This window comes from Tianweitania populi, from assembly GCF_014652875.1.
Lineage (GTDB): Bacteria > Pseudomonadota > Alphaproteobacteria > Rhizobiales > Rhizobiaceae > Tianweitania > Tianweitania populi.
In genome coordinates this window covers 1,363,200-1,382,826 of the sequence record NZ_BMZQ01000002.1, presented here as the reverse complement: position 1 = coordinate 1,382,826, position 19,627 = coordinate 1,363,200, and the positions used below count along the sequence as shown (strand labels likewise).

The window sequence follows — 19,627 nt, the reverse complement described above, 5'->3', positions numbered from 1 at the left end:
CCTTAAGCGGCCGGGGCCACGTCGAAGGTCAGCGGCTTGGCGGACTGGATCGCGTTGAGATCCTTCAGTTCCTGAATGACCGCCTCAGGGAACGGCGCGTCGAGATACAAGAGCGCAATCGCGTCGCCGCCCGGATGATCGCGGCCGAGGTGGAAGTTGGCGATGTTGACGCCGTTCCTGCCGCACACGGTGCCAAGAAGGCCGATCATGCCCGGCGTATCGGCATTGGTGGTGTAGAGCATGTGCTGGCCGACCTCGGCATCGAGGTTGATGTTCTTGATCTGGATGAAGCGCGGCTTGCCGTCGGAGAAGCAGGTGCCGGCGATCGAGCGCGACATCTTCTCAGTCTTCACTGTCAGCTTGATATAGCCGTCGAACACGCCGGACTTGTCGCGCTTGACCTCGGACACGATGATGCCGCGCTCCTTTACCATGATCGGCGCCGACACCATGTTGACGTCAGCCACCTGCGGCCGGATCAGGCCGGCCAGGGCTGCGCTGATCAGCGCACGCGTGTTCATGGTGGCGGTTGCGCCGTCGAACAGGATCTCGACTTCCGTGATCGGATCTTCGGTCACCTGGCCGACAAAGGCGCCGAGCACTTCGGCGAGCTTCACGAACGGCTTCAAGCGCGGCGCTTCCTCGGCGGTGATTGACGGCATGTTGATCGCGTTGGTGACCGCGCCCTTGATCAGGTAGTCGGCCATCTGCTCGGCAACCTGCAGCGCGACATTCTCCTGCGCTTCCGAAGTCGATGCGCCGAGATGCGGCGTTGCAACCACATTTTCCATGCCGAACAGCGGGTTTTCTGTTGCCGGCTCGGTTTCGAACACATCGACGGCCGCACCGCCGACCTTGCCGCTCTTCAGGGCTTCAACGAGATCGGCCTCGACGATCAAACCGCCGCGTGCGCAATTGATGATGCGCACGCCGTTTTTCATCTTGGCAAAGGCCTCGGCATTGATGATGCCCTTGGTCTTGTCCGTCATCGGCGTGTGCAGGGTGATGAAGTCGGCGCGCTTCAGCAGATCGTCGAGCTCGACCTTTTCGACACCGAGTTCTTCCGCGCGATGTTCCGACAGGAACGGATCGAAGGCGATGACGCGCATCTTGAGGCCGACGCCGCGCGTGGCCACAATCGAACCGATATTGCCGCAGCCGATCACACCCAGCACCTTGCCGGTGATCTCGACACCCATGAAGCGGTTCTTTTCCCACTTGCCGGCCTGAGTGGAAGCATTGGCTTCCGGCAGCTGGCGGGCGAGCGCGAACATCAGGGCAATGGCGTGTTCGGCGGTCGTGATCGAATTGCCGAAGGGCGTGTTCATCACGATGATGCCCTTGCGGCTGGCAGCGGGGATGTCGACATTGTCGACACCGATACCGGCGCGGCCGATCACCTTCAGCTTGGTCGCGGCATTGATCAGCTTTTCCGTCGCCTTGGTGGCCGAGCGGATGGCCAGACCGTCATACTGATCGATGACGGCAAGCAGCTTTTCCTTGTCCTTGCCGAGATCCGGCAGGTAGTCGACATCGACGCCGCGATCCTTGAAGATCTGAACGGCGGTCGGGGAGAGTTTATCGGAAACGAGTACGCGAGGCATAGGAAGGTCCTTTGCGTTGGATTTCGCCTCTCAGCACCAAAGGGCGAAGCGAAGAAAAAAGATCGGAGAATGTTGTGGTGAGCGAAGCGGCCGGAGCCGCATCGCGGAAGCGTCAGGCAGCAGCCTTGAGCTTTGCCTTCTGGGCGGCAAAAGCCCAATCCAGCCAAGGCAGAAGCGCCTCGATATCGGCCGTCTCGACGGTCGCGCCGCACCAAATGCGCAGACCGGGAGGGGCATCGCGATAGGCACCGATATCGAGCGCGACGCCCTCTTTTTCCAGCACAGAAACGAGACCCTTGGCGAAGGCCGCCTTGCCGTCGGCATCCAGAGCCTCGATCTCAGGATCGGTGATCGACAAACAAACGGAGGTGTTGGAGCGCGTTGCCGGCTCCACCGCCAGATGACCCAGCCAGTCGCTGTCGGCCACGAAGCGGTCGAGCGCCGCGAAGTTTGCGTCAGCACGTCCAATCAGGCCTTCAAGGCTACCGATCGACTTCGCCCAATTCAGCGCGTCGATGTAGTCTTCCACGCAAAGCATGGAGGGCGTGTTGATCGTTTCGCCCTTGAAGATGCCTTCGATCAGCTTGCCGCCGGAGGTCAGGCGGAAGATCTTCGGCAGCGGCCAGGCCGGCTTGTAGCTTTCCAGCCGTTCAACGGCACGCGGGCTGAGGATCAGCATGCCATGCGCCGCCTCGCCGCCAAGCACCTTCTGCCAGGAGAAGGTCACGACGTCGAGCTTAGCGAAGTCGAGCCGCTGCGCGAACGCTGCCGAGGTCGCGTCGCAAATCGTCAGGCCCTGACGGTCGGCGGGGATGAAGTCGGCATTGGGCACACGCACGCCGGAGGTCGTGCCGTTCCAGGTGAACACCACATCACGGTTGAAATCGACCGTCGTGAGATCTGGCAGCGCGCCATAGGGCGCATCGATTGTGCGGACGTCAGGAAGCTTGAGCTGCTTGACTACGTCCGTCACCCAGCCCGAACCGAAGCTTTCCCAAGCGAGAACATCGACACCGCGCGCGCCGAGCAGCGACCAGAGCGCCATTTCGACAGCGCCGGTATCGGAAGCCGGTACAATGCCGATGCGGTAATCCGCCGGCACCTGCAGCACCTCACGCGTGAGGTCGATCGCTTCCTGCAATTTGGATTTGCCGACCTTGGCGCGATGCGAGCGGCCGAGTGCGGCATCGCTCAGGGCATCCAACGACCATCCCGGTCGTTTGGCGCAAGGTCCAGAAGAAAATTGGGGATTGGCCGGGCGCAATGCCGGCTTGGTCTGTGTCGTCATCGTGGTCTATCCTTCCAGATAGTCGGCACCTCGTTGGGGAGGTGTGGCCCACGGACGTGTTTATTGATGAAGCGCCTTGCCGTCAAGAACAAACAAAGCGTCGCAACCAAGCTATTTGCGGAAACGACAACGGCGAGCCGAAGCCCGCCGCCTGATCTCGCCTGGTTGGCCTGTTACCAGAGGTCGTAGCGCAAACCGACCTTGACCTGGTGCATGTCGAACCCCTCATCGACGTAACCGTCGCTGGAAGCCGAGAAGTACTTGGCGTCCGGGGAGTTCAGATACTGGTAGCCGACATCGAGCGACAGGTTCTCGGTCATGCGGTAAGCGAAACCGGCATTGAGCGTGTAGGCGAAGGCGAAGTCGTCATCTGGATAGGCGCCGGGGAAGTCTGCAAACGCGACATCGCCGGAATTGGTGTTGTGCGAATAGATGAAGCCGGCGCCCGCACCAATATAGGGCGTGATGCCAACGACCGTGCCGAGATCGACATAGCCTGTGGCCATGCCATAGCTCATCGTCGACTTGATGCTGCCGCGCAGATCGCCAAGATCAAGCCTCGCTTCTTCCTGCTGAAGGAAGGCGCCGGTGATGTCGGCCCGGAAATAGTCGGTGAAATGATAGCCGATACCGCCGCCGCCGAAGACGCTCGTATGGTCCTCGTCAAAGTCGAAGGCACCACCGCCGCCATTATCCGAGCCGTCGGAGATCGTGTAGCCGACATCGCCGCGCAGATACCAGCCGGAGCCGACCTCCACCGGAACGACTTCCGGAGCGTCGTCGATGATGATCGGCGGATCGTAATCGGCTGCCTGCGAAGGGGTAACCAGCGCTGCGGCCAAAGCGGCGGGTAAAAAGAGGCGCAGACCTGATTGCATCGACATAGTCTCCTGATCAGCGGCGGGTGCCGGTCTCCTGATCAGGCAATCATTAACTATGTGGGTTAACCGCCGGTTAAGCATAACGGCGAAACGGCGGCTGATGCTTTTCCGCAACGAAAAAGGCCCGGCACAGGATGCCGGGCCTTGGTCGAAGCGCGTGCTACAGGGTCAGTTGAACTTGTAGCGGAAGCCCAGCTTGAAGTCGTGGGAGTAGAGATCCTTGAAGGTGAAGCCGTCATTCGGGCGCGAGAAGGCGGCATCGTAATTGCGCGCCTCGCCTGTCTTGCCGTCACCCAGGTGAACGAAGCTGTAGCCGAGATCCATCATCAGGCGATCGGTCACCGCATAGCCCAAGCCGGCATGCAGCGCATAAGCGAACTCCCACTGCGAATCCTTGGGCGCATAACCACCGCCGCCTGCGAATACATTGGTGTCGTTGAAGTTCGAGATCGTATTGCGCGATGCACCGATACCGGCGCCGATATAAGGCGAGATTCCGCGGAATTCACCGAGATCGACATAAGCGTTGGCAAGCAGAAGCCATTCCGACTTGGTTGCCGAGTAGGAGTTGGTGCCGACAAGGTCGCCCGTTGCATCTTCTGTGAAGCTGTCGAGCGCATGGAAGCTCGACTTGCCGCGGAACTCGGCGGTGACATCCGCGCGCAGCCAGTTGTTGAACTGGTAACCGACACCGCCACCCCCGATCGGGGCCGAGTCGAAATCGCCATCATCCAGCCAGTTCTGCGTGAAACCGTCGACGTCGAAATAGTCGTAGTCCAGACCTTTGTGCTTCTGGTTGCTCATGCCGACATGGCCGCGCAGATACCAACCGCCATATTGCGGAGCGGCAACAGGTGCTTCGACGGGCACCGGCTCGTAGAGATCGGCAGCAACAGCCGGAACTGCCAGGCTGCCGAGCAGCAATGCGCCGGCCAACGGCATGCGGAAATTGAACATCGTCGTACCCCTGAACGTTCGCCGATCGCACGGCGCCGGATGAACTTTGGGAACGATGACATTCATTGGTTAAATCACGCTTAACCGTCTTCCTTAACCACGATTATCGACCAGTTTATCTGTGCAGCAACAAAAAAGCCGGCCTGGAGGCCGGCTTTGTTTGCAGCATAGCTAATATTCAGGCCGCGCGCTGGTCAGCGATAACGCCGATCAGGTCGTTGACCACGGTCTCGACGAGATTGCGATCGTCGCCTTCCGCCATGACGCGGATCAGGGGTTCGGTGCCGGAAGGACGGATCACGAGACGACCGCCCTCGCCCAAGCGCGAGCGCACGTCTTCGATCATCTTCTGAACCGGCTTGCTTTCGAGCGGCTTGCCGCCGGAGAAGCGAACATTCTTCAAAACCTGCGGCACCGGTTCGAACTTGGCGCAGACTTCCGATGCCGGCCGTCCCTCGCGCTTGATGCAGGCCAGAACCTGCAGAGCGGCAACGAGGCCATCGCCGGTCGTGGAGAAGTCCGACATCACGATATGGCCGGACTGCTCGCCGCCGACATTGAAGCCGTGGGCGCGCATATGTTCCACCACATAGCGGTCGCCGACCTTGGTGCGATGAAGCGACAGGCCTTGTTCGGTCAGGAAGCGCTCCAGCCCGAGATTGGACATCACTGTCGCGACTAAGCCACCGCCGGCCAGCCGACCGGACTTGGCCCAGCTTTCGGCGATCAGCGCCATGATCTGGTCGCCATCGATCAACGTGCCGTTTTCATCGACGATGATCATGCGGTCGGCATCGCCATCGAGCGCGATGCCGATATCGGCGCGCACTTCGTGAACCTTCTTGGACAGGCTCAACGGATGGGTTGAACCGCATTCCTTGTTGACGTTGATGCCATCCGGCTCGTCATGGATCGCGATGACCTCGGCGCCGAGTTCCCAAAGGGCGGCGGGCGCGACCTTGTAGGCGGCGCCGTTTGCGCAATCGATCACGATGCGCAGGCCGGACAGGGACATCGAGCGCGGCAGGGTGCGCTTGGCGAATTCGATGTAACGGTCATGCACGCCGTCGATACGCTTGGCGCGGCCGATCTGATCGGGTGCCGCGACCTGCAACGGCTCCTTCTGGTCGAGCATCGCCTCGATGCGCGCTTCGATCTCGTCCGACAGCTTGTAGCCGTCCGGGCCGAACAGCTTGATGCCGTTGTCGTTGTAGGGGTTGTGCGAGGCCGAGATCATCACGCCCAGATCGGCGCGCAGCGAGCGCGCCAGCATCGCGACGGCCGGCGTCGGAATGGGCCCAAGCAGAAACACGTCCATGCCCGCAGCCGTGAAGCCCGCGACCAGCGCGTTCTCAATCATATAGCCGGACAAACGCGTGTCCTTGCCGATCACCACGCGGTGGCGGTGATTGCCGCGATGGAAGCAAAGCCCTGCAGCCATGCCGACCTTCATCGCGACTTCAACGGTCATCGGGAACTGGTTGGCCGTTCCGCGGATACCGTCGGTTCCGAAATATTTCCTGCTCATGCTGTTCGATTGCCCGCAATGGTTTGGGTCATGGCGTTTGCTTTGACACGGAATCGCAAGATGCGAGCATCACATTATATGAGCAGATGTTACTTCTTCCTAAGCAACCCACTACAAGGCAAGGTTGGCGCAAGGATCAAAGCTTGGATATAAAACGTAAAATGCCAGCAGGATCACCGCTGGCATTTTGATTGTTGAAGCCTTTCGAGGCGGGAACCTCAGCCCTGCGGCTGCGGCTCCATCCCGCCTTCCGGCTCTTCGCCACCCTTTTTGCGGCGGCCGCCGGTGGAACCGGCATTCGGCACGGCAGATCCACGCGAAGGCGGCGTATCGTCGCCAAGGTCGCGGGCCGGCTTCTTGCCTTCCAGCATGCCGCGCAACTCGTCGCCCGTCAGCGTCTCGTATTCCAGCAGACCTTCCGCGATCTCGATGAACGCGTCGTGGTTTTCCGTGATGATCTTGCGCGCTTCCGTTTCGCCATACTCGATAAGGCGGCGCACTTCTTCGTCGATCAAACGAGCGGTTTCCTCGGACATGTTGTTGCTCTGCGCAACCGAGTGGCCGAGGAACACTTCCTGGTCATTGCTCTTATAGCGAACGCGGCCGAGCTTCTCGGACATGCCCCATTCCATCACCATCGAGCGGGCAAGGCCGGTCGCCATCTGGATGTCGCCTGCGGCACCCGTGGTGACCTTCTCCTTGCCGAAGGTAATGATCTCGGCTTCGCGGCCACCGAACAGCATGACCAGGCGGGCAATCGCCTTTTCATAGGTCCAGTTGTAGCGATCGGATTCCGGCAGCGTCATCACCATGCCGAGCGAACGACCGCGTGGAATGATCGTCGCCTTGTGGATCGGGTCGATCGTCGACGACAGCATCAGCGCGATGATCGCGTGGCCGGCTTCATGATAGGCGGTGTTCTTCTTTTCCTCAGGCGTCATGGCGAGCGAGCGACGCTCGGCGCCCATCATCACCTTGTCCTTGGCGTCCTCGAACTCGGCCATTGTGACCAGACGCTTGTTGCGCCGCGCAGCCATCAAGGCCGCCTCGTTGACGAGGTTCATGAGATCGGCGCCGGAGAAGCCCGGCGTACCGCGTGCCAAGATCTTGAGGTCGACATTCGGCGCCAGCGGCACATTGCGGACGTGAACCTTGAGGATCTTCTCGCGACCGTTGACGTCCGGATTGGGCACCGTGACCTGACGGTCGAAGCGGCCTGGACGCAGCAGCGCGGGATCGAGTACATCCGGACGGTTGGTGGCGGCGATCAGGATCACGCCTTCATTGGCCTCGAAGCCGTCCATCTCGACCAGCAGCTGGTTGAGCGTCTGTTCGCGCTCGTCATTGCCGCCGCCGAGACCGGCGCCGCGATGACGGCCGACCGCGTCGATTTCGTCGATAAAGATGATGCAGGGCGCGTTCTTCTTGGCCTGCTCGAACATGTCGCGCACGCGGCTTGCACCCACGCCGACGAACATTTCAACGAAGTCAGAGCCGGAGATCGTGAAGAACGGCACATTGGCTTCACCGGCAACGGCACGCGCAGTCAGCGTCTTACCCGTACCGGGAGGGCCTACGAGCAATACGCCGCGCGGGATCTTGCCGCCGAGACGCTGAAACTTCTGCGGATCGCGCAGGAATTCAACGATTTCTTCCAGATCCTGCTTGGCTTCGTCTACGCCTGCGACATCGGCAAAGGTCACGCGGCCATGCGCTTCGGTGAGCAGCTTGGCCTTGGACTTGCCAAAGCCCATGGCGCGGCCCGAACCGGACTGCATCTGGCGCATGAAGAAGATCCACACGCCCAGGATCAGGATCATCGGCAGCCAGGACAGGAGCAGGCCGAGAATTCCGCTCTGGCCATCGGTTTCCGGCCGTGCGGTGATGGTAACGTTCTTGCCTTCAAGGCGCTGGACGAGGTTGGTGTCGCCCGGCGAATAGGTCTGGAAGCCGGTCGCATTGTCGGAATAGGTGCCGGAAATGCGGTCACCGGCGATGGTCACGCTCTTGACGCGCCCGGCATCCACTTCCTGCAGGAACTCGGAATAAGCGACATCGCGCGATGCGCCACGCTGCTGCGGGGTTTGAAACAGATTGAAGAGCGCAATCAGAAGGACAGCGATAATCGCCCAAAGAGCGAGATTGCGATAATTCGGATTCATTCTTTGTCCTGTCGGGCCCGTTTGCACGAACCGCTTTGTGGCCTCGCGGCCCGTTCATCTCGCCCCGGTTTCCCTCAGCGCGCTGAAAAACGGTGCAGCGCTTCGGGAACTACCTCGTAACATAGGTGGAGCCATCTCCCTTGCCAAGGAGATCACACGCGATGGGTTAAGGGAATGGCGCATTGTGTTGGGAGGAAGGCGGTGCCGGCAAATCGTTTGCCTTCAACATCTTCGCCAAGGCCTGCATGGCGGCGAGGTCGAAGCCAGGAACGATTGGTCGCAGCACCGTTGCGGCAAACATCGTCGTGATCGTGCCGTGATCGCTAGCGTCACGACGCTCCGGCCGCACCGTGATCCCCGCGCGGCGATGGCGCGCGACGCAGCCGGCCAGCGATCCGGAGAAGCCAAGCAGGCCCAACTGATCGAACAACAGGGTGGCACGCGGGAGGTCAGGCCAATGCGGCTGCCGACCGAGAACGCAAAGCAGAAGCCGGAAAGCGTGGATTGCCGCATCCCGATCCAGGGTTTGCAGGAAGGCCGGCGCGATCATCACCGCCTCTGCGTCTGCCGTCACGTGCTCGGCCAGAAGTGAAGCAGCCCGCTCGGACAACTCGCGCCGCAAAGCCCCTGCTCGTTTCGCCTGTTCAGCCAGAAGCGTCCTTCGCTCTGGCGCCAGCCCTGCCCTCACCCGCACGCGCTCGGACGTCGGATTGCTGTTGCTGGGATCATCGATCCAAGGAATGTCCGAGTTCTGGAGATGCTCCCGCAGCGCGCTACGGCTGACACCCAGCAGCGGCCGCATCAGCCAGATCGAACCGTCCAGCAGCGTTTCCGGCGCCATACCGGCAAGGCCGATGCCGGCGGACCGTTGCGCGCGCATGGCGACCGTTTCGGCCTGATCGTCCTGCGTATGGCCGGTCAACACGATGTCGGTTCCGGCCTCGCGAGCGGCCTCGATCAGCAGGCGATAGCGTGCGGCACGCGCGGCGGCAGCCAAACCGGTTTGCGGCTTGTCGCCGGACCAGACTTTCGTGATGTGGGGAATGGTGCGTGTTGCGCAGAAGGCAGCGACGGCGCGCGCCTCATCCGCGGCTTGCGCGCGCAAACGGTGATCCACGGTGACGGCGACAGCTAAATTGGTGCGTCCGTGTTCAAGAAACCAGCGGTGAAGAAGTGTAAGCAGCGACAGGGAGTCGCTTCCGCCTGAAACGGCCACGATGACCGATCGGCGTTGAAGAAGGCCGAGCTTGCCGAACAGGCGCTCAGGCCGAAGATCCGAACCCGAAGCTTGAGCCGGGTTCAGCAACCGTTCGTTGCGAGTTCCTGCCGAACCCGCTCCTTGAGCGCGTCAGAGGCCTTGGGGTAACGCGAACCGACTTCGCGCAGGGTAGCGCAGGCAACTTCGCGCTGCTTGAGCGCGGACAGGCTGATACCGAGCTTGAGCAGCGTGTCGGGCGCCTTCTTGGAATCCGGATACTGACGGCTGGTGGCCAAAAACACTTCGGCGGCTTCGCGGTGGCGTTTCTGCGCGGCAAGCGACTCGCCGAGCCAGAAATTGGCGTCCGGCACGCGGTTGGCCGAGGGGAAGCGGTCGATATAAGAGCGGAACCCGGCTTCAGCCGTCTTGTAATCGCCCGACAGGATGAACTCGTAGGAGTTGCGGTAGAGTTCTTCCGGATCCTCCGTCGACGGAAGCGCCGCGACATTGGTGTTGGCTTGAGCGGGCGGGGTCTGCGTGCCGCTTAAGAGATCGACCGGATCCGCGCTCGTTGTGCCGCCAACGAGATTGCCGTTGGTGTCGAAGCGGATCGAGCCGAGATTGTTCGGCAGGCCGCCATTTGCTTGACCGGTCGCGGCAACCTGATTGTTGGTGTCGGCTGAAGGCAGCGTTGCAGCCGGAGTCGTGCCGGCTGCTGAGGTGTCGGGCGTGGCGAGCGGGGGAACGCTCGCCGTCTGGGTTCCGGTGTCGGTAGTGCCGAGGTCGGACTTCTTGGCCGGAGCCTTGGCGCCCCCGCTCTTGCCGCCTTCCAGCTCCTGGAAGCGGAATTCATTGTCTTCCTGCTGCTTGCGCAACTGTTCCTGCGTTTGCAGGATCAGGAAGTTCAACTCTTCTAGCTTGCCGTTCAGCGAGCGGACCTGTTCTTCCAGCGCCTGAACGCGAGGGTCGCCGGCCTGCGCCAGTTGCACATCGGCGCGGCCCTGACGCGGTGCCGGAGCCTGACGCTCGAACAAGCCGTTGAGAAGCGCCAGTTCCTGTCCGGCAGCGGTGTGCGAGGCAGCGGGAGACTGGCCGGTCAGCGCGGATGCCGGGGCTGCTGACAACAGCAGCGGCACGGCCATGAGCCCGAGAACCAGTTTGCCTTTGAAGGTCTTTGCTAAAATCATCCGTGTCTCTCGATCGATCAATCCGGCCGTTGGAGAACCGTTGCTTTGCAGGTTGGAGATGAGCTGCACCCGGGACTTCGGCCAAATTTTGTTGGCAGATGGGGTTGGAACCGCATGACAGCAAAAAGGCGATCCGAGGACCGCCTTTTCACCTGTTCATGCGGCATTAATGCGACAATCAGCTGCCGGCGCCGTTGAGCACGGTGACGGCGCGACGGTTCTGCGACCAGCAGGAAATGTCGTCGCAAACGGCGACCGGACGTTCCTTGCCGTAGGAGATGGTGCGGATGCGGTTGGACGGAACGCCGCGCGAAGCGAGGAAGTCACGGGCAGCTGCTGCGCGACGAGCGCCGAGTGCCAGGTTGTATTCGCGCGTGCCGCGCTCGTCGGAGTGACCTTCAACGGTGATCGCGTAGCTGGAATACTGCTGCAGCCACTGGGCCTGACGCGACAGGGTCTGCTGTGCATCGGCACGAATGGCCGAGGAGTCGGTGTCGAAGAAGATGCGGTCGCCGACATTGACCGTGAAGTCCTGGCTGGAGCCCGGCGTTGCCGCGCCAGCACCGCGACCGCCGTTGAGGCCGAGTTCGGAGCTGCTGTTGGGCAGGTTGTTCTTCTTGTTGGCGCAGCCGGCAACCGCCAGCGTTGCAAGCAAAGCGATAGCGACCGGGTTGCGGGTAATTGCTGCGATACGGCGCATCGCCATCTCCTGAGCATTCGAGTGAATTCGTTGAGGTCGAAGTAACCACGTTTGGGTTAATGCTGATTCAACGAACAAGGTTAATTATCTGTTTCTGCCGTGTAACTGAATGCGCGGCCGAGCGAAAATGACCTATGCGAATCGCCGGCATACCTGCCGCAATGCGGCGCAAACGTGACAAAAAGAAGGAGGCCCACGAAGGAGCCTCCATCCCAAATTCAGTACGGACCGCTCCGATCATTCCAGAAGCGGCGACCAGGCCGGGTCGGAACCGAAGCCGGATGTCGGGATTGGCTGCTCGTTGCGACCGGTCAGATCGACAGAATAAAGCTTTGGTCCACCCGAACTTTCTCGAAAGAACATCAAGACACGGCCATTCGGTGCCCATGTCGGGCCCTCCTGCAGGTGACCTGACGACAGGATGCGCTCGCCCGAACCATCGGTGCGCATCACCCCGATCTGGAAGTCACCGCCTGTCTGCTTGGTAAAGGCGATCAGATCACCACGCGGCGACCAGACCGGCGTGGAATAGCTGCCGCCGCCGAACGAAATGCGGGTCGCACCCGAACCGTCAGCACCCATCGCATAGATTTGCGGCTGGCCGCCGCGATCCGACGTAAACACCACCTTGGAGCCATCCGGCGAATAGGAGGGCGAAGTGTCGATGGCGTTGGAATTGGTCAGGCGCATCGTGTTGCGGCTGCGCAAGTCCATGGTGAAGATGTTGGAGTTACCATCGTCGCGCAGAAGGCTCATGATGACCTTCTGGCCATCGGGCGAAAAGCGCGGCGCAAAAGTCATACCCGGGAAGTTGCCGACCAGCTCGCGCTGTCCGGTTTCGATCTGCAGCAGGTACACCTGCGGCTGACCGCTTTCATAAGACATGTAGGTGATTTCCTGGCGCGTCGGCGAAAAGCGCGGCGTCAGGGCAATGGTCTTGCCGTCCGACAGGAAGCGCTTGTTGGCGCCGTCCTGGTCCATGATGGCCAGACGCTTCACGCGCTGGGTCTTTGAGCCCGCTTCGTCGATGTAAACGACGCGCGTGTCGAAATAGCCCTTCTCGCCCGTCAGGGCCTCATAGATCGCATCGGCGATGATATGGGCGACGCGCCTCGAATTCTGCGGATTGGCAAAAAACTGCTCGCCGGTGATCTGCTTGTTGCCAAACGTGTCCCACAGGCGGAACTCGGCGCGCAAACGGCCATCGCCTTCCTTGGTGACACGGCCGGTGACGATCGCCTGCGCATTGATGACCTGCCAGTCCTGGAAGCGCGGCGCGACATCCGGATTGGAAATCTTCTCGATAAAGGCCGACTTGGCGATCGGCGCAAACAGGCCGGAGCGCTTCAGATCCGCCGTCACGATCGACGAGATCTCGGCACCCATCGCATCGGCCGACACGAAGTCGGTGATGGCGATCGGCAGAGGCGCGACATTGCCCTTGTTGACGTCGATGACGAGCTGGGCATGGGCCGGTGCCACAACAAAGCCGGCGCTCATGGCGACAGTGGCAACAGCGAAAAGAACTCTGAGTTTTCGGATCATTCCATCCAGCCTCTTGGTCTCATGGTCGGGAGCGGTCCTGGCCTCGAAGGTCAGAACATCTCGCTCGGATCGAAATTAACAACGACGCCGCTGGCCCAGACTTCGGCCTTGCTGGCGGGAACCTGCAGCCCTTCGGCATTGCACTTCTGAACGGCGCGGACAGCACTGCGGTCGAACGCGGAATTGCCGCTCGACGTGTCCACCACCGGCTCGCCATCGAGCTTGCCGGTCGGATCGAGGCGGAAGCGCACGCTCACGCGCATGGACTCGACGCCTTCGGCACCGGCCGGGATCGACCAGCAGCCGGCCAACTGGCTCGACAATGCGCCCATCTCGCTTTGCGACAGCTTAGCGCCCGTGGTCTGCTTGCCGCCGAGCGAAGCGGTTTCGGTGGAACGCTTGGCGCCACCGCCCTGTGCGGCAGCCTTGTTCAGGAGCGCCGCAACCTCATCCGCGTCGAAGGTCTTTTCTTCCGACTTCGGCTTAGAAGACGCAGCCGTATCCTTCGGCTTGTCGGACTTCTTGGCTTCTTCCGGCTTCTTCTTTTCCGGCTCTTTCGGCTTTTCCTCGACCTTGGCGGTTTGCACCGGCTTCGGCGGCTCTTGCTGCGGGCGGGTCTGCGGTGCCGGCGCGCTGGTCGGCAGCGGCAAGGCTTCCGCCTGCGGAGCCGGTTCCGGCTTTTCCGGCGCAGGCTCGGGCTTCACCACAGGCTCTGGCGCGGGTGTGGGTTCCGGCGTCGGTGCAGGTGTCGGCTCGGGCGCCGGTGTTGGTTCTGGAATTGGCTCCGGCTTCGGTTCCGGCTTCTGCTCTTCAACGGGCTTCGGCGTCGGCTCGGGCGCAGGCGGTGGCGCGGCGGCCGTTTCGACTTCGCGCTTGGCGGGCTTGTCGGTCGGTGGCGTCGAAAGGTCGGCATCGTTGTCGCCGACATTCTGCGCTTCGGCCATCGTTTCAGGCCGCGTGGTGGGAACAGGCGCCGGCTTTTCGGAAACCGGTGCTTCCTTGTCGCCCTTCACGCTTTCGGCAAATTCGGCCATCGGCACGATATCGACCGGAAACGACTCCTGCGAACCCGCGTCAAGCGGCGCAGGCGCCGACAGCGTCAGCAGGCCAATGCCAAGCGCTGCCGCATGCAGAACTACCGATGTGGTGAGCCCCGCCTTCATGTCCATCTCAGTTCGTCTGGTCCGGCAGCGTCACGAGGCCGAGATTGCGGTAGCCGGCCGCGTTGATGCGCGCCATGACCTGCATCACCATGCCGTAATCCGCCGACTTGTCGCCGCGCACGAAGATGCGCTCTTCATAGCCGGTCTGCGCGATCGCCTGCAGCCTGGCCACGATCTCTTCCGCCGGGATCTCGGTTTCCTGCAGATAAACCTGGCCGGCCTGGTTCACGGTCACCGTGATCGGCTGCGTATCGGCATTCAGCGCCTTGGCCTGCGTTTCCGGCATGTCGATCGGCACGCCGACGGTCAGCATGGGTGCTGCAACCATGAAGATAATGAGGAGCACGAGCATCACGTCCACCATCGGCGTAACGTTGATCTCGGACATCACGCCGTGCTTGCGGCCACGGCGGCGACGACCGCCCTTACCTGCACCCTGGCTGACTGACATACCCATCTGAGATCACTCCTTGTGCTGGGCTTGGGCTTTAAGCCGCTGCACGCTGCACGACCTTTTCATCGATTTGGCGCGAAAGGATGGCAGAGAACTCGTCCGAAAAGCCTTCCATGCGGCTGGACAGCTTCGCGGCATCGGTGGAGAGCTTGTTGTAGGCGATAACCGCCGGAATAGCGGCAACGAGGCCGATCGCGGTCGCCAGCAGCGCTTCGGCAATACCCGGCGCAACAACTGCAAGGTTGGTGGAGCTCGATCCGGCAATGGCCTGGAACGAGGTCATGATGCCCACAACCGTACCGAACAGGCCGACGAAAGGGGCTGCCGAGCCGACGGTGGCGAGGAAGCTCAAGCGGCCCTCAAGGCGCTCCATCTCGCGGGTCAGGGCAAGGTCCATCGCCTTGTCGATGCGGTTCTGCAGACCGATGGGCGAACGCGCGCCCTTCTCGAAGCTCTTCTTCCATTCGCGCATGGCGGCCACGAAGATCGCGCCCATGCCCATCGTGTTCTTGTCCGAAAGGCTGCGGTAAAGCTCTTCCAGCGACTGGCCCGACCAGAAGGTCTGCTCGAAGCGGTTCAGCGCCGCGCGCATGCGGTTGAACGAGATGACCTTGTCCACCACGATGGCCCAGGTCCAGACCGAGGCCACCAACAAACCGATCATCACGAATTTGACGATCCAGCCGGCCTGCCAGAACAGACCCCAGATCGACATATCATGGGCTGTCGCAGCCAATGGCAACGTTTCCATCTCAACAGATCCTTGATCGAAGCGGGTTGTGAAACACCCTCGCGCTGCGACTAACTTGGTCTACCGACAAAGCCGAACCTGCATTTTCACGCTTGTTTCGGCTTCTCTCGGCAAATCTTGGTCAAACGAAGGCGCGTCGAAATCCTCTAATCATCCAGCTTTCGTTCATGAAGCAGTAAGGTTAAGGATCGGTAACGATGAAACTCAGGCGGGCTTGTCCGGCTGAAAAGCGTCGATCCATTCCTTGGGAAATCGCCGCGGGCGGACATCGGGCCCGAGCACCGCAGCCTGCACCTTGGCTTGCACCAGCACGGTGGCGCCGCGCTTGATGACCTGCGCCATGGTGATGCGCGCGCCCGAAATCGCCTGCGTGCGCGTCTCGATCGTCAGAATGTCGTCGATCCGTGCCGGCGAGCGCCAATCGATCTCCATGCGCGTCACCACCCAGATCAGCGCTTCCCCGTGCTGACCGGCCGCCAGTTCCTTGTGATGCACGCCGGCGAGCCGCAGATAATCCGAACGTCCGCGTTCGAAGAATTCAAGATAGCGGCCATGATAAACCACGCCGGAAAAATCCGTATCGGCGAAGTAAACGCGCGCTTCCAGGCGATGGCCGCCGGGAAACAGCGTGCCCGCCAGCCCGACGCTCGGGTTCACTTGGGCAGCGGCGGCGTCGAATTCGCCATGATCGGTCATGCGGTCTTTTCTCTGTGATCTCGAGCTGACATGACTTGCCGCATGGCACCATCATTTGTCTGGATCAAGACTTGCCTCCTCGCCGCCGGCCTTCTGCTGGCCGCAGCCCTGCCCTCGCCGGCGGCCAGCTTTACGATGAAGCGCGGCATCAATCTCGACCAATGGGTCACCTGGCCGATGGAAGATCGCTGGCATGATGAAACGGCCCTCTTTCCCTTCCCCGAATGGAAGCGCTTCGTTGGTCCCGACAAACTCGCCAAGCTGAAAGCGGACGGTTTCGACTTCGTGCGCATGCCGATCGATCCCGCACCGTTTCTGTCCAACAAGGCGCAAGCCCTGCATGACCGCCTGTTCGCCGAAGTTCACGATGCCGTGCGCATGATCAACGCAGCCGGCCTGAAGGTCATCGTCGATCTGCACCTGATCGAGCGTGACGACAATCCCGCCAACAGCATGTCCGGCGTGCTCGGCTCAACCGAGACCTTCGGCCGCTACATCGAGCTTACCCGCCGCATGGGCCGCACCCTTGCAAACGAAGACCCGTCGCGCGTTGCGCTCGAACTCATGAACGAGCCTGGCACGGTGTGCGACGAGGCCGGCAACGCCGACTGGCGCGACCGATTGCTGAAACTCTATGCCGCCGCCCGCTCGTCCGCCACCAAGCTCACCCTCGTTCTCACCGGGGGCTGCGCGGGAAATGCCGAGGGGCTGGTCGCGATGAAAGCGAAGGACATTCCGGACCAGAACGTCATCTGGACCTTTCATTCCTACCAGCCCTTCCTCCTTACCCATCAGGGCGCGGAGTGGGCGGGCGACTTCATCCGCTATGTGACCGGCCTCCCCTACCCGCTCGACGCGTCCACGGACAAAACACGCGAGACAATCCGCAAACGCATTGAGAACGAAGCCCCTCTTCATCGCCGCGCCGGCATGCTCGCTTACCTAGACGAGCAGCTGGCCGAACTCGACACGCCCGAAAAGCTCGACGCCTTGATCCAGCGCCCGTTCGACCAGGTCGCCGACTGGGCCAAACGCAATCGCGTAGCGCCCGACCAGATCCTGCTCGGTGAGTTCGGCATGATCCGGCAGGAATACCAGAACCCCTTCGTCATGCCCGCCGCCAGCCGCGCCAAATATGCGAAAGACGTTATTGCGGCCGCGGAAAAGCATGATTTCGCCTGGGCCATATGGGGCTATGGCGGCGCCTTCGGCATAGTGGAAAGCTTTGGTGGCGAGGCCGCCGAGCCTGATGTTCTTCAGGTCATTCGCAACTTAGCAAAGTAAAACCTCTTCAAATCCGCTTCGGATCATCATAGGAATTCAACAACGTCGCCACACGCGGACCGACGGGAGAGGGAATGCATATTCTAGTCGGCCTCGTCGGCCTGTTAATTGCCGTTGGTTACTGGTGGTATCGTATCCAGCACGCGCGCAAAGCCGGCAAGGAGATGACGACGGCGCTTTCCAGCACGGCCAAGCGCCTGCGCGCCGATCATCAAGCCCATCTCGGCTCCGTCGCGCCCATGCTGCAGGTCGACGACACCGTCACGATCGCCGCTACGCTGATCCTGTCCATCGTCTGCGAAGGCAAGGACGTGCCGCAGCGTGTCGAATACCGGCTTGAAGAAGCGCTCTCCGAAGTAGCCGGTCCTGACCAGATCGAGACCGCCATCCGCGAAGCCAAGCGGCTTCAGCGCAAGACAACGCGCGTCATGGACGTCATCCAGATCCTCGGCGCAACTTTGAGCGAGCGCCTCACGGTCGCCGAGCGTCTGCGCTTTGTCGACATGGTGCAGAACGTCTTTTCCGCCAGCCCGCACCGGCCTGCTCACACTGCCAACCGGATCGTCGCGTTGCGTGAAGCGCTCGGCCTCACCGAAGCCCAGCCCTAAGGCGCCGTCCCAACCACCAACAGCTTACCGCAGAGGACTTCGATGCATATTCTGATCGCGATCGTTGGTATCGTCGCCGCAGCCGCGTTCTGGTGGTACCGCATTCAATATATGGGCAAGGCCGCCGGCGAAGTGGCGGATGCGATCGGCCATGTGCGTGGCAATATCCGGCGCAACGCCATGCGCAAGAAGTCCGCGATCTCGCCGGTCACGGCCATCGATGATCCGGTCGTCGCGGCCGCTACCCTCATCCTAGCCATCGCCGCCGAAGACGCCCTGATCTCCGATGAGCTGGAAGAACGGCTGCGCCTCGAAGTCGCGACCATCGCCGCATCCGACCGCCAGGTCGACGAGGCCGTGGTTTATGCGAAGTGGGCCACAAACCAGGTCGCCGACGTGCCGATCGTGATCGACAAGGCCGCAGCGCTCCTCAAGGACAAGCTCAGCGAGCACGAAAAGGAACAGCTGCTCGGCATGGTCCAGAACGTCACCCTGCGCGAGGATCGGCATCACATGTTCGAGCGCCGCATCGAGCTCCTGCGCCGCAAGCTTGGTTTGATCGTGCGCGACTGATCAGTCTTCTTCCTGGAACAGCGCGATCTGCTGCTGTGCCAGATCGCGCGGCGCTTCCAGCCCGAGATGCTTCCAGGCATTGGCCGTCAACACGCGGCCGCGTGGCGTGCGCTGGATGAAGCCCTGCTGGATCAAGAACGGCTCGATGATGTCCTCGATTGCATCGCGCGGCTCGAACAGCCCCGCCGCGATCGTCTCGATCCCCACCGGCCCGCCACCAAAATTATTGGCAATCATCGTCAGGTAACGCCGGTCGAGCTGGTCCAGGCCCAACGAGTCCACATCGAGCCGCGACAGGGCCGCATCGGCAATCTGGCGCGTGACCTTCTCCGACTTCGCGACATCCGCGAAGTCGCGCACGCGGCGAAGCAGGCGCCCCGCTATACGCGGCGTACCCCGTGCGCGCCGCGCGATCTCCAGCGCGCCCGCATCGTCGATCGGCAGGCCCATCAGCCGCGCGCCGCGCCGCACGATCAGTTCCAGTTCGTCCACGGTGTAGAAGTTGAGCCGCACCGGAATGCCGAAGCGGTCGCGCAGCGGCGTCGTCAACAGCCCAAGACGCGTGGTCGCCGCAACCAGCGTGAATTTGGCAAGGTCGATCTTCACCGACCGCGCCGCCGGCCCCTCGCCGATGATGAGATCGAGCTGGAAATCCTCCATCGCGGGATAGAGGATTTCCTCCACCGCCGGGCTGAGGCGATGGATCTCGTCGATGAACAACACGTCGCGATCTTCGAGATTGGTTAGCAGTGCCGCAAGATCACCCGCCTTGGCGATCACCGGCCCGGAGGTCGAGCGGAAATTGACGCCCAGTTCGCGCGCCATGATCTGCGCCAGCGTGGTTTTGCCGAGACCGGGCGGTCCCACGAACAGCACATGATCCAGCGCCTCGCCGCGCCCCCTCGCGGCCTCGATGAAGACTTTCAGATTGGCACGCGCAGCCGCCTGGCCGACGAAATCGTCCAGCACTTGCGGCCGCAAGGAGGCATCAACATCCTCGGCGCGCTTTTCCGGTGTAATCAGGCGGGGTGCATCACTCATCAGGCCA

The 19,627-nt window shown here is 61.7% G+C and carries 18 protein-coding genes; 3 read left to right on the top strand and 15 right to left on the bottom strand.

Annotation, left to right across the window (positions count from 1 at the left end; genetic code table 11):
* Positions 1–2: 2 nt before the first annotated feature.
* The 14 genes from serA to ybgC form a co-directional block, all read right to left on the bottom strand.
* Complete coding sequence (gene serA, locus IE166_RS15990) at positions 3–1,604, bottom strand: phosphoglycerate dehydrogenase (protein WP_189505590.1); 1,602 nt, start codon at positions 1,602–1,604, stop codon at positions 3–5.
* Between the two features lie 112 nt (positions 1,605–1,716).
* Positions 1,717–2,892 (bottom strand): phosphoserine transaminase, encoded by a 1,176-nt coding sequence (locus IE166_RS15985; protein ID WP_189505588.1) that lies wholly within the window; start codon positions 2,890–2,892, stop codon positions 1,717–1,719.
* 173 nt (positions 2,893–3,065) lie between these two features.
* The gene (locus IE166_RS15980) at positions 3,066–3,770 is read right to left on the bottom strand and encodes an outer membrane protein (protein ID WP_244641491.1); all 705 of its coding nucleotides are present in this window, start codon (positions 3,768–3,770) and stop codon (positions 3,066–3,068) included.
* A 171-nt stretch (positions 3,771–3,941) separates the two neighbouring features.
* Positions 3,942–4,730 (bottom strand): outer membrane protein, encoded by a 789-nt coding sequence (locus tag IE166_RS15975; RefSeq protein ID WP_189505585.1) that lies wholly within the window; start codon positions 4,728–4,730, stop codon positions 3,942–3,944.
* A 178-nt stretch (positions 4,731–4,908) separates the two neighbouring features.
* Entirely contained in the window at positions 4,909–6,258 is a 1,350-nt protein-coding gene (gene glmM, locus IE166_RS15970; protein ID WP_189505584.1) for a phosphoglucosamine mutase, read from the bottom strand.
* Positions 6,259–6,476: 218 nt separating this feature from the next.
* Positions 6,477–8,420 carry an ATP-dependent zinc metalloprotease FtsH gene (gene ftsH / locus IE166_RS15965; protein ID WP_189505582.1) on the bottom strand — a complete coding sequence of 648 codons (1,944 nt, stop codon included), beginning with the start codon at positions 8,418–8,420 and terminating at the stop codon, positions 6,477–6,479.
* 166 nt (positions 8,421–8,586) lie between these two features.
* Positions 8,587–9,726 carry a tRNA lysidine(34) synthetase TilS gene (tilS, locus tag IE166_RS15960; RefSeq protein ID WP_189505575.1) on the bottom strand — a complete coding sequence of 380 codons (1,140 nt, stop codon included), beginning with the start codon at positions 9,724–9,726 and terminating at the stop codon, positions 8,587–8,589.
* Complete coding sequence (gene ybgF, locus IE166_RS15955) at positions 9,720–10,805, bottom strand: tol-pal system protein YbgF (RefSeq protein ID WP_189505566.1); 1,086 nt, start codon at positions 10,803–10,805, stop codon at positions 9,720–9,722. The genes tilS and ybgF overlap by 7 nt, the downstream gene beginning before the upstream one ends.
* Before the next feature lie 178 nt (positions 10,806–10,983).
* The gene (gene pal, locus IE166_RS15950) at positions 10,984–11,505 is read right to left on the bottom strand and encodes a peptidoglycan-associated lipoprotein Pal (RefSeq protein WP_189505564.1); all 522 of its coding nucleotides are present in this window, start codon (positions 11,503–11,505) and stop codon (positions 10,984–10,986) included.
* A 237-nt stretch (positions 11,506–11,742) separates the two neighbouring features.
* Complete coding sequence (tolB, locus tag IE166_RS15945) at positions 11,743–13,005, bottom strand: Tol-Pal system beta propeller repeat protein TolB (protein ID WP_244641535.1); 1,263 nt, start codon at positions 13,003–13,005, stop codon at positions 11,743–11,745.
* A 95-nt stretch (positions 13,006–13,100) separates the two neighbouring features.
* On the bottom strand, positions 13,101–14,213 hold the full coding sequence (locus IE166_RS15940) for an energy transducer TonB family protein (protein ID WP_189506052.1): 1,113 nt from the start codon (positions 14,211–14,213) through the stop codon (positions 13,101–13,103).
* Positions 14,214–14,220: 7 nt separating this feature from the next.
* Positions 14,221–14,670, bottom strand: a complete 450-nt coding sequence (tolR, locus tag IE166_RS15935; RefSeq protein ID WP_189505560.1) for a protein TolR — start codon at positions 14,668–14,670, stop codon at positions 14,221–14,223.
* Between the two features lie 31 nt (positions 14,671–14,701).
* The gene (gene tolQ / locus IE166_RS15930) at positions 14,702–15,418 is read right to left on the bottom strand and encodes a protein TolQ (protein ID WP_189505558.1); all 717 of its coding nucleotides are present in this window, start codon (positions 15,416–15,418) and stop codon (positions 14,702–14,704) included.
* 204 nt (positions 15,419–15,622) lie between these two features.
* On the bottom strand, positions 15,623–16,114 hold the full coding sequence (gene ybgC, locus IE166_RS15925; protein WP_189505556.1) for a tol-pal system-associated acyl-CoA thioesterase: 492 nt from the start codon (positions 16,112–16,114) through the stop codon (positions 15,623–15,625).
* Between the two features lie 42 nt (positions 16,115–16,156).
* On the opposite strand from ybgC, the gene IE166_RS15920 reads away from it, so the two are divergent.
* The 3 genes from IE166_RS15920 (at position 16,157) to IE166_RS15910 (ending at position 18,579) form a co-directional block, all read left to right on the top strand.
* Positions 16,157–17,398, top strand: a complete 1,242-nt coding sequence (locus tag IE166_RS15920) for a glycoside hydrolase family 5 protein (protein ID WP_189505554.1) — start codon at positions 16,157–16,159, stop codon at positions 17,396–17,398.
* 74 nt (positions 17,399–17,472) lie between these two features.
* Positions 17,473–18,006 (top strand): hypothetical protein, encoded by a 534-nt coding sequence (locus IE166_RS15915; RefSeq protein WP_189505553.1) that lies wholly within the window; start codon positions 17,473–17,475, stop codon positions 18,004–18,006.
* A 42-nt stretch (positions 18,007–18,048) separates the two neighbouring features.
* A complete protein-coding gene (locus IE166_RS15910; protein WP_189505552.1) occupies positions 18,049–18,579 on the top strand; it encodes a hypothetical protein in 531 nt (176 codons plus the stop codon).
* Here IE166_RS15910 and ruvB read toward each other — a convergent pair whose 3' ends face one another.
* Entirely contained in the window at positions 18,580–19,620 is a 1,041-nt protein-coding gene (ruvB, locus tag IE166_RS15905; RefSeq protein ID WP_189505551.1) for a Holliday junction branch migration DNA helicase RuvB, read from the bottom strand.
* Positions 19,621–19,627 lie beyond the last annotated feature (7 nt).

What these genes read in the sequence shown, in the direction of transcription:
- serA (WP_189505590.1), bottom strand. Translation starts at nt 1,604, where the DNA reads ATGCCTCGCGTACTCGTTTCCGATAAACTCTCCCCGACCGCCGTTCAG.
- IE166_RS15985 (WP_189505588.1), bottom strand. Translation starts at nt 2,892, where the DNA reads ATGACGACACAGACCAAGCCGGCATTGCGCCCGGCCAATCCCCAATTT.
- IE166_RS15980 (WP_244641491.1), bottom strand. Translation starts at nt 3,770, where the DNA reads ATGCAATCAGGTCTGCGCCTCTTTTTACCCGCCGCTTTGGCCGCAGCG.
- IE166_RS15975 (WP_189505585.1), bottom strand. Translation starts at nt 4,730, where the DNA reads ATGTTCAATTTCCGCATGCCGTTGGCCGGCGCATTGCTGCTCGGCAGC.
- glmM (WP_189505584.1), bottom strand. Translation starts at nt 6,258, where the DNA reads ATGAGCAGGAAATATTTCGGAACCGACGGTATCCGCGGAACGGCCAAC.
- ftsH (WP_189505582.1), bottom strand. Translation starts at nt 8,420, where the DNA reads ATGAATCCGAATTATCGCAATCTCGCTCTTTGGGCGATTATCGCTGTC.
- ybgF (WP_189505566.1), bottom strand. Translation starts at nt 10,805, where the DNA reads ATGATTTTAGCAAAGACCTTCAAAGGCAAACTGGTTCTCGGGCTCATG.
- pal (WP_189505564.1), bottom strand. Translation starts at nt 11,505, where the DNA reads ATGCGCCGTATCGCAGCAATTACCCGCAACCCGGTCGCTATCGCTTTG.
- tolB (WP_244641535.1), bottom strand. Translation starts at nt 13,005, where the DNA reads ATGAGCGCCGGCTTTGTTGTGGCACCGGCCCATGCCCAGCTCGTCATC.
- IE166_RS15940 (WP_189506052.1), bottom strand. Translation starts at nt 14,213, where the DNA reads ATGAAGGCGGGGCTCACCACATCGGTAGTTCTGCATGCGGCAGCGCTT.
- tolR (WP_189505560.1), bottom strand. Translation starts at nt 14,670, where the DNA reads ATGGGTATGTCAGTCAGCCAGGGTGCAGGTAAGGGCGGTCGTCGCCGC.
- tolQ (WP_189505558.1), bottom strand. Translation starts at nt 15,418, where the DNA reads ATGGAAACGTTGCCATTGGCTGCGACAGCCCATGATATGTCGATCTGG.
- ybgC (WP_189505556.1), bottom strand. Translation starts at nt 16,114, where the DNA reads ATGACCGATCATGGCGAATTCGACGCCGCCGCTGCCCAAGTGAACCCG.
- IE166_RS15920 (WP_189505554.1), top strand. Translation starts at nt 16,157, where the DNA reads ATGGCACCATCATTTGTCTGGATCAAGACTTGCCTCCTCGCCGCCGGC.
- IE166_RS15915 (WP_189505553.1), top strand. Translation starts at nt 17,473, where the DNA reads ATGCATATTCTAGTCGGCCTCGTCGGCCTGTTAATTGCCGTTGGTTAC.
- IE166_RS15910 (WP_189505552.1), top strand. Translation starts at nt 18,049, where the DNA reads ATGCATATTCTGATCGCGATCGTTGGTATCGTCGCCGCAGCCGCGTTC.
- ruvB (WP_189505551.1), bottom strand. Translation starts at nt 19,620, where the DNA reads ATGAGTGATGCACCCCGCCTGATTACACCGGAAAAGCGCGCCGAGGAT.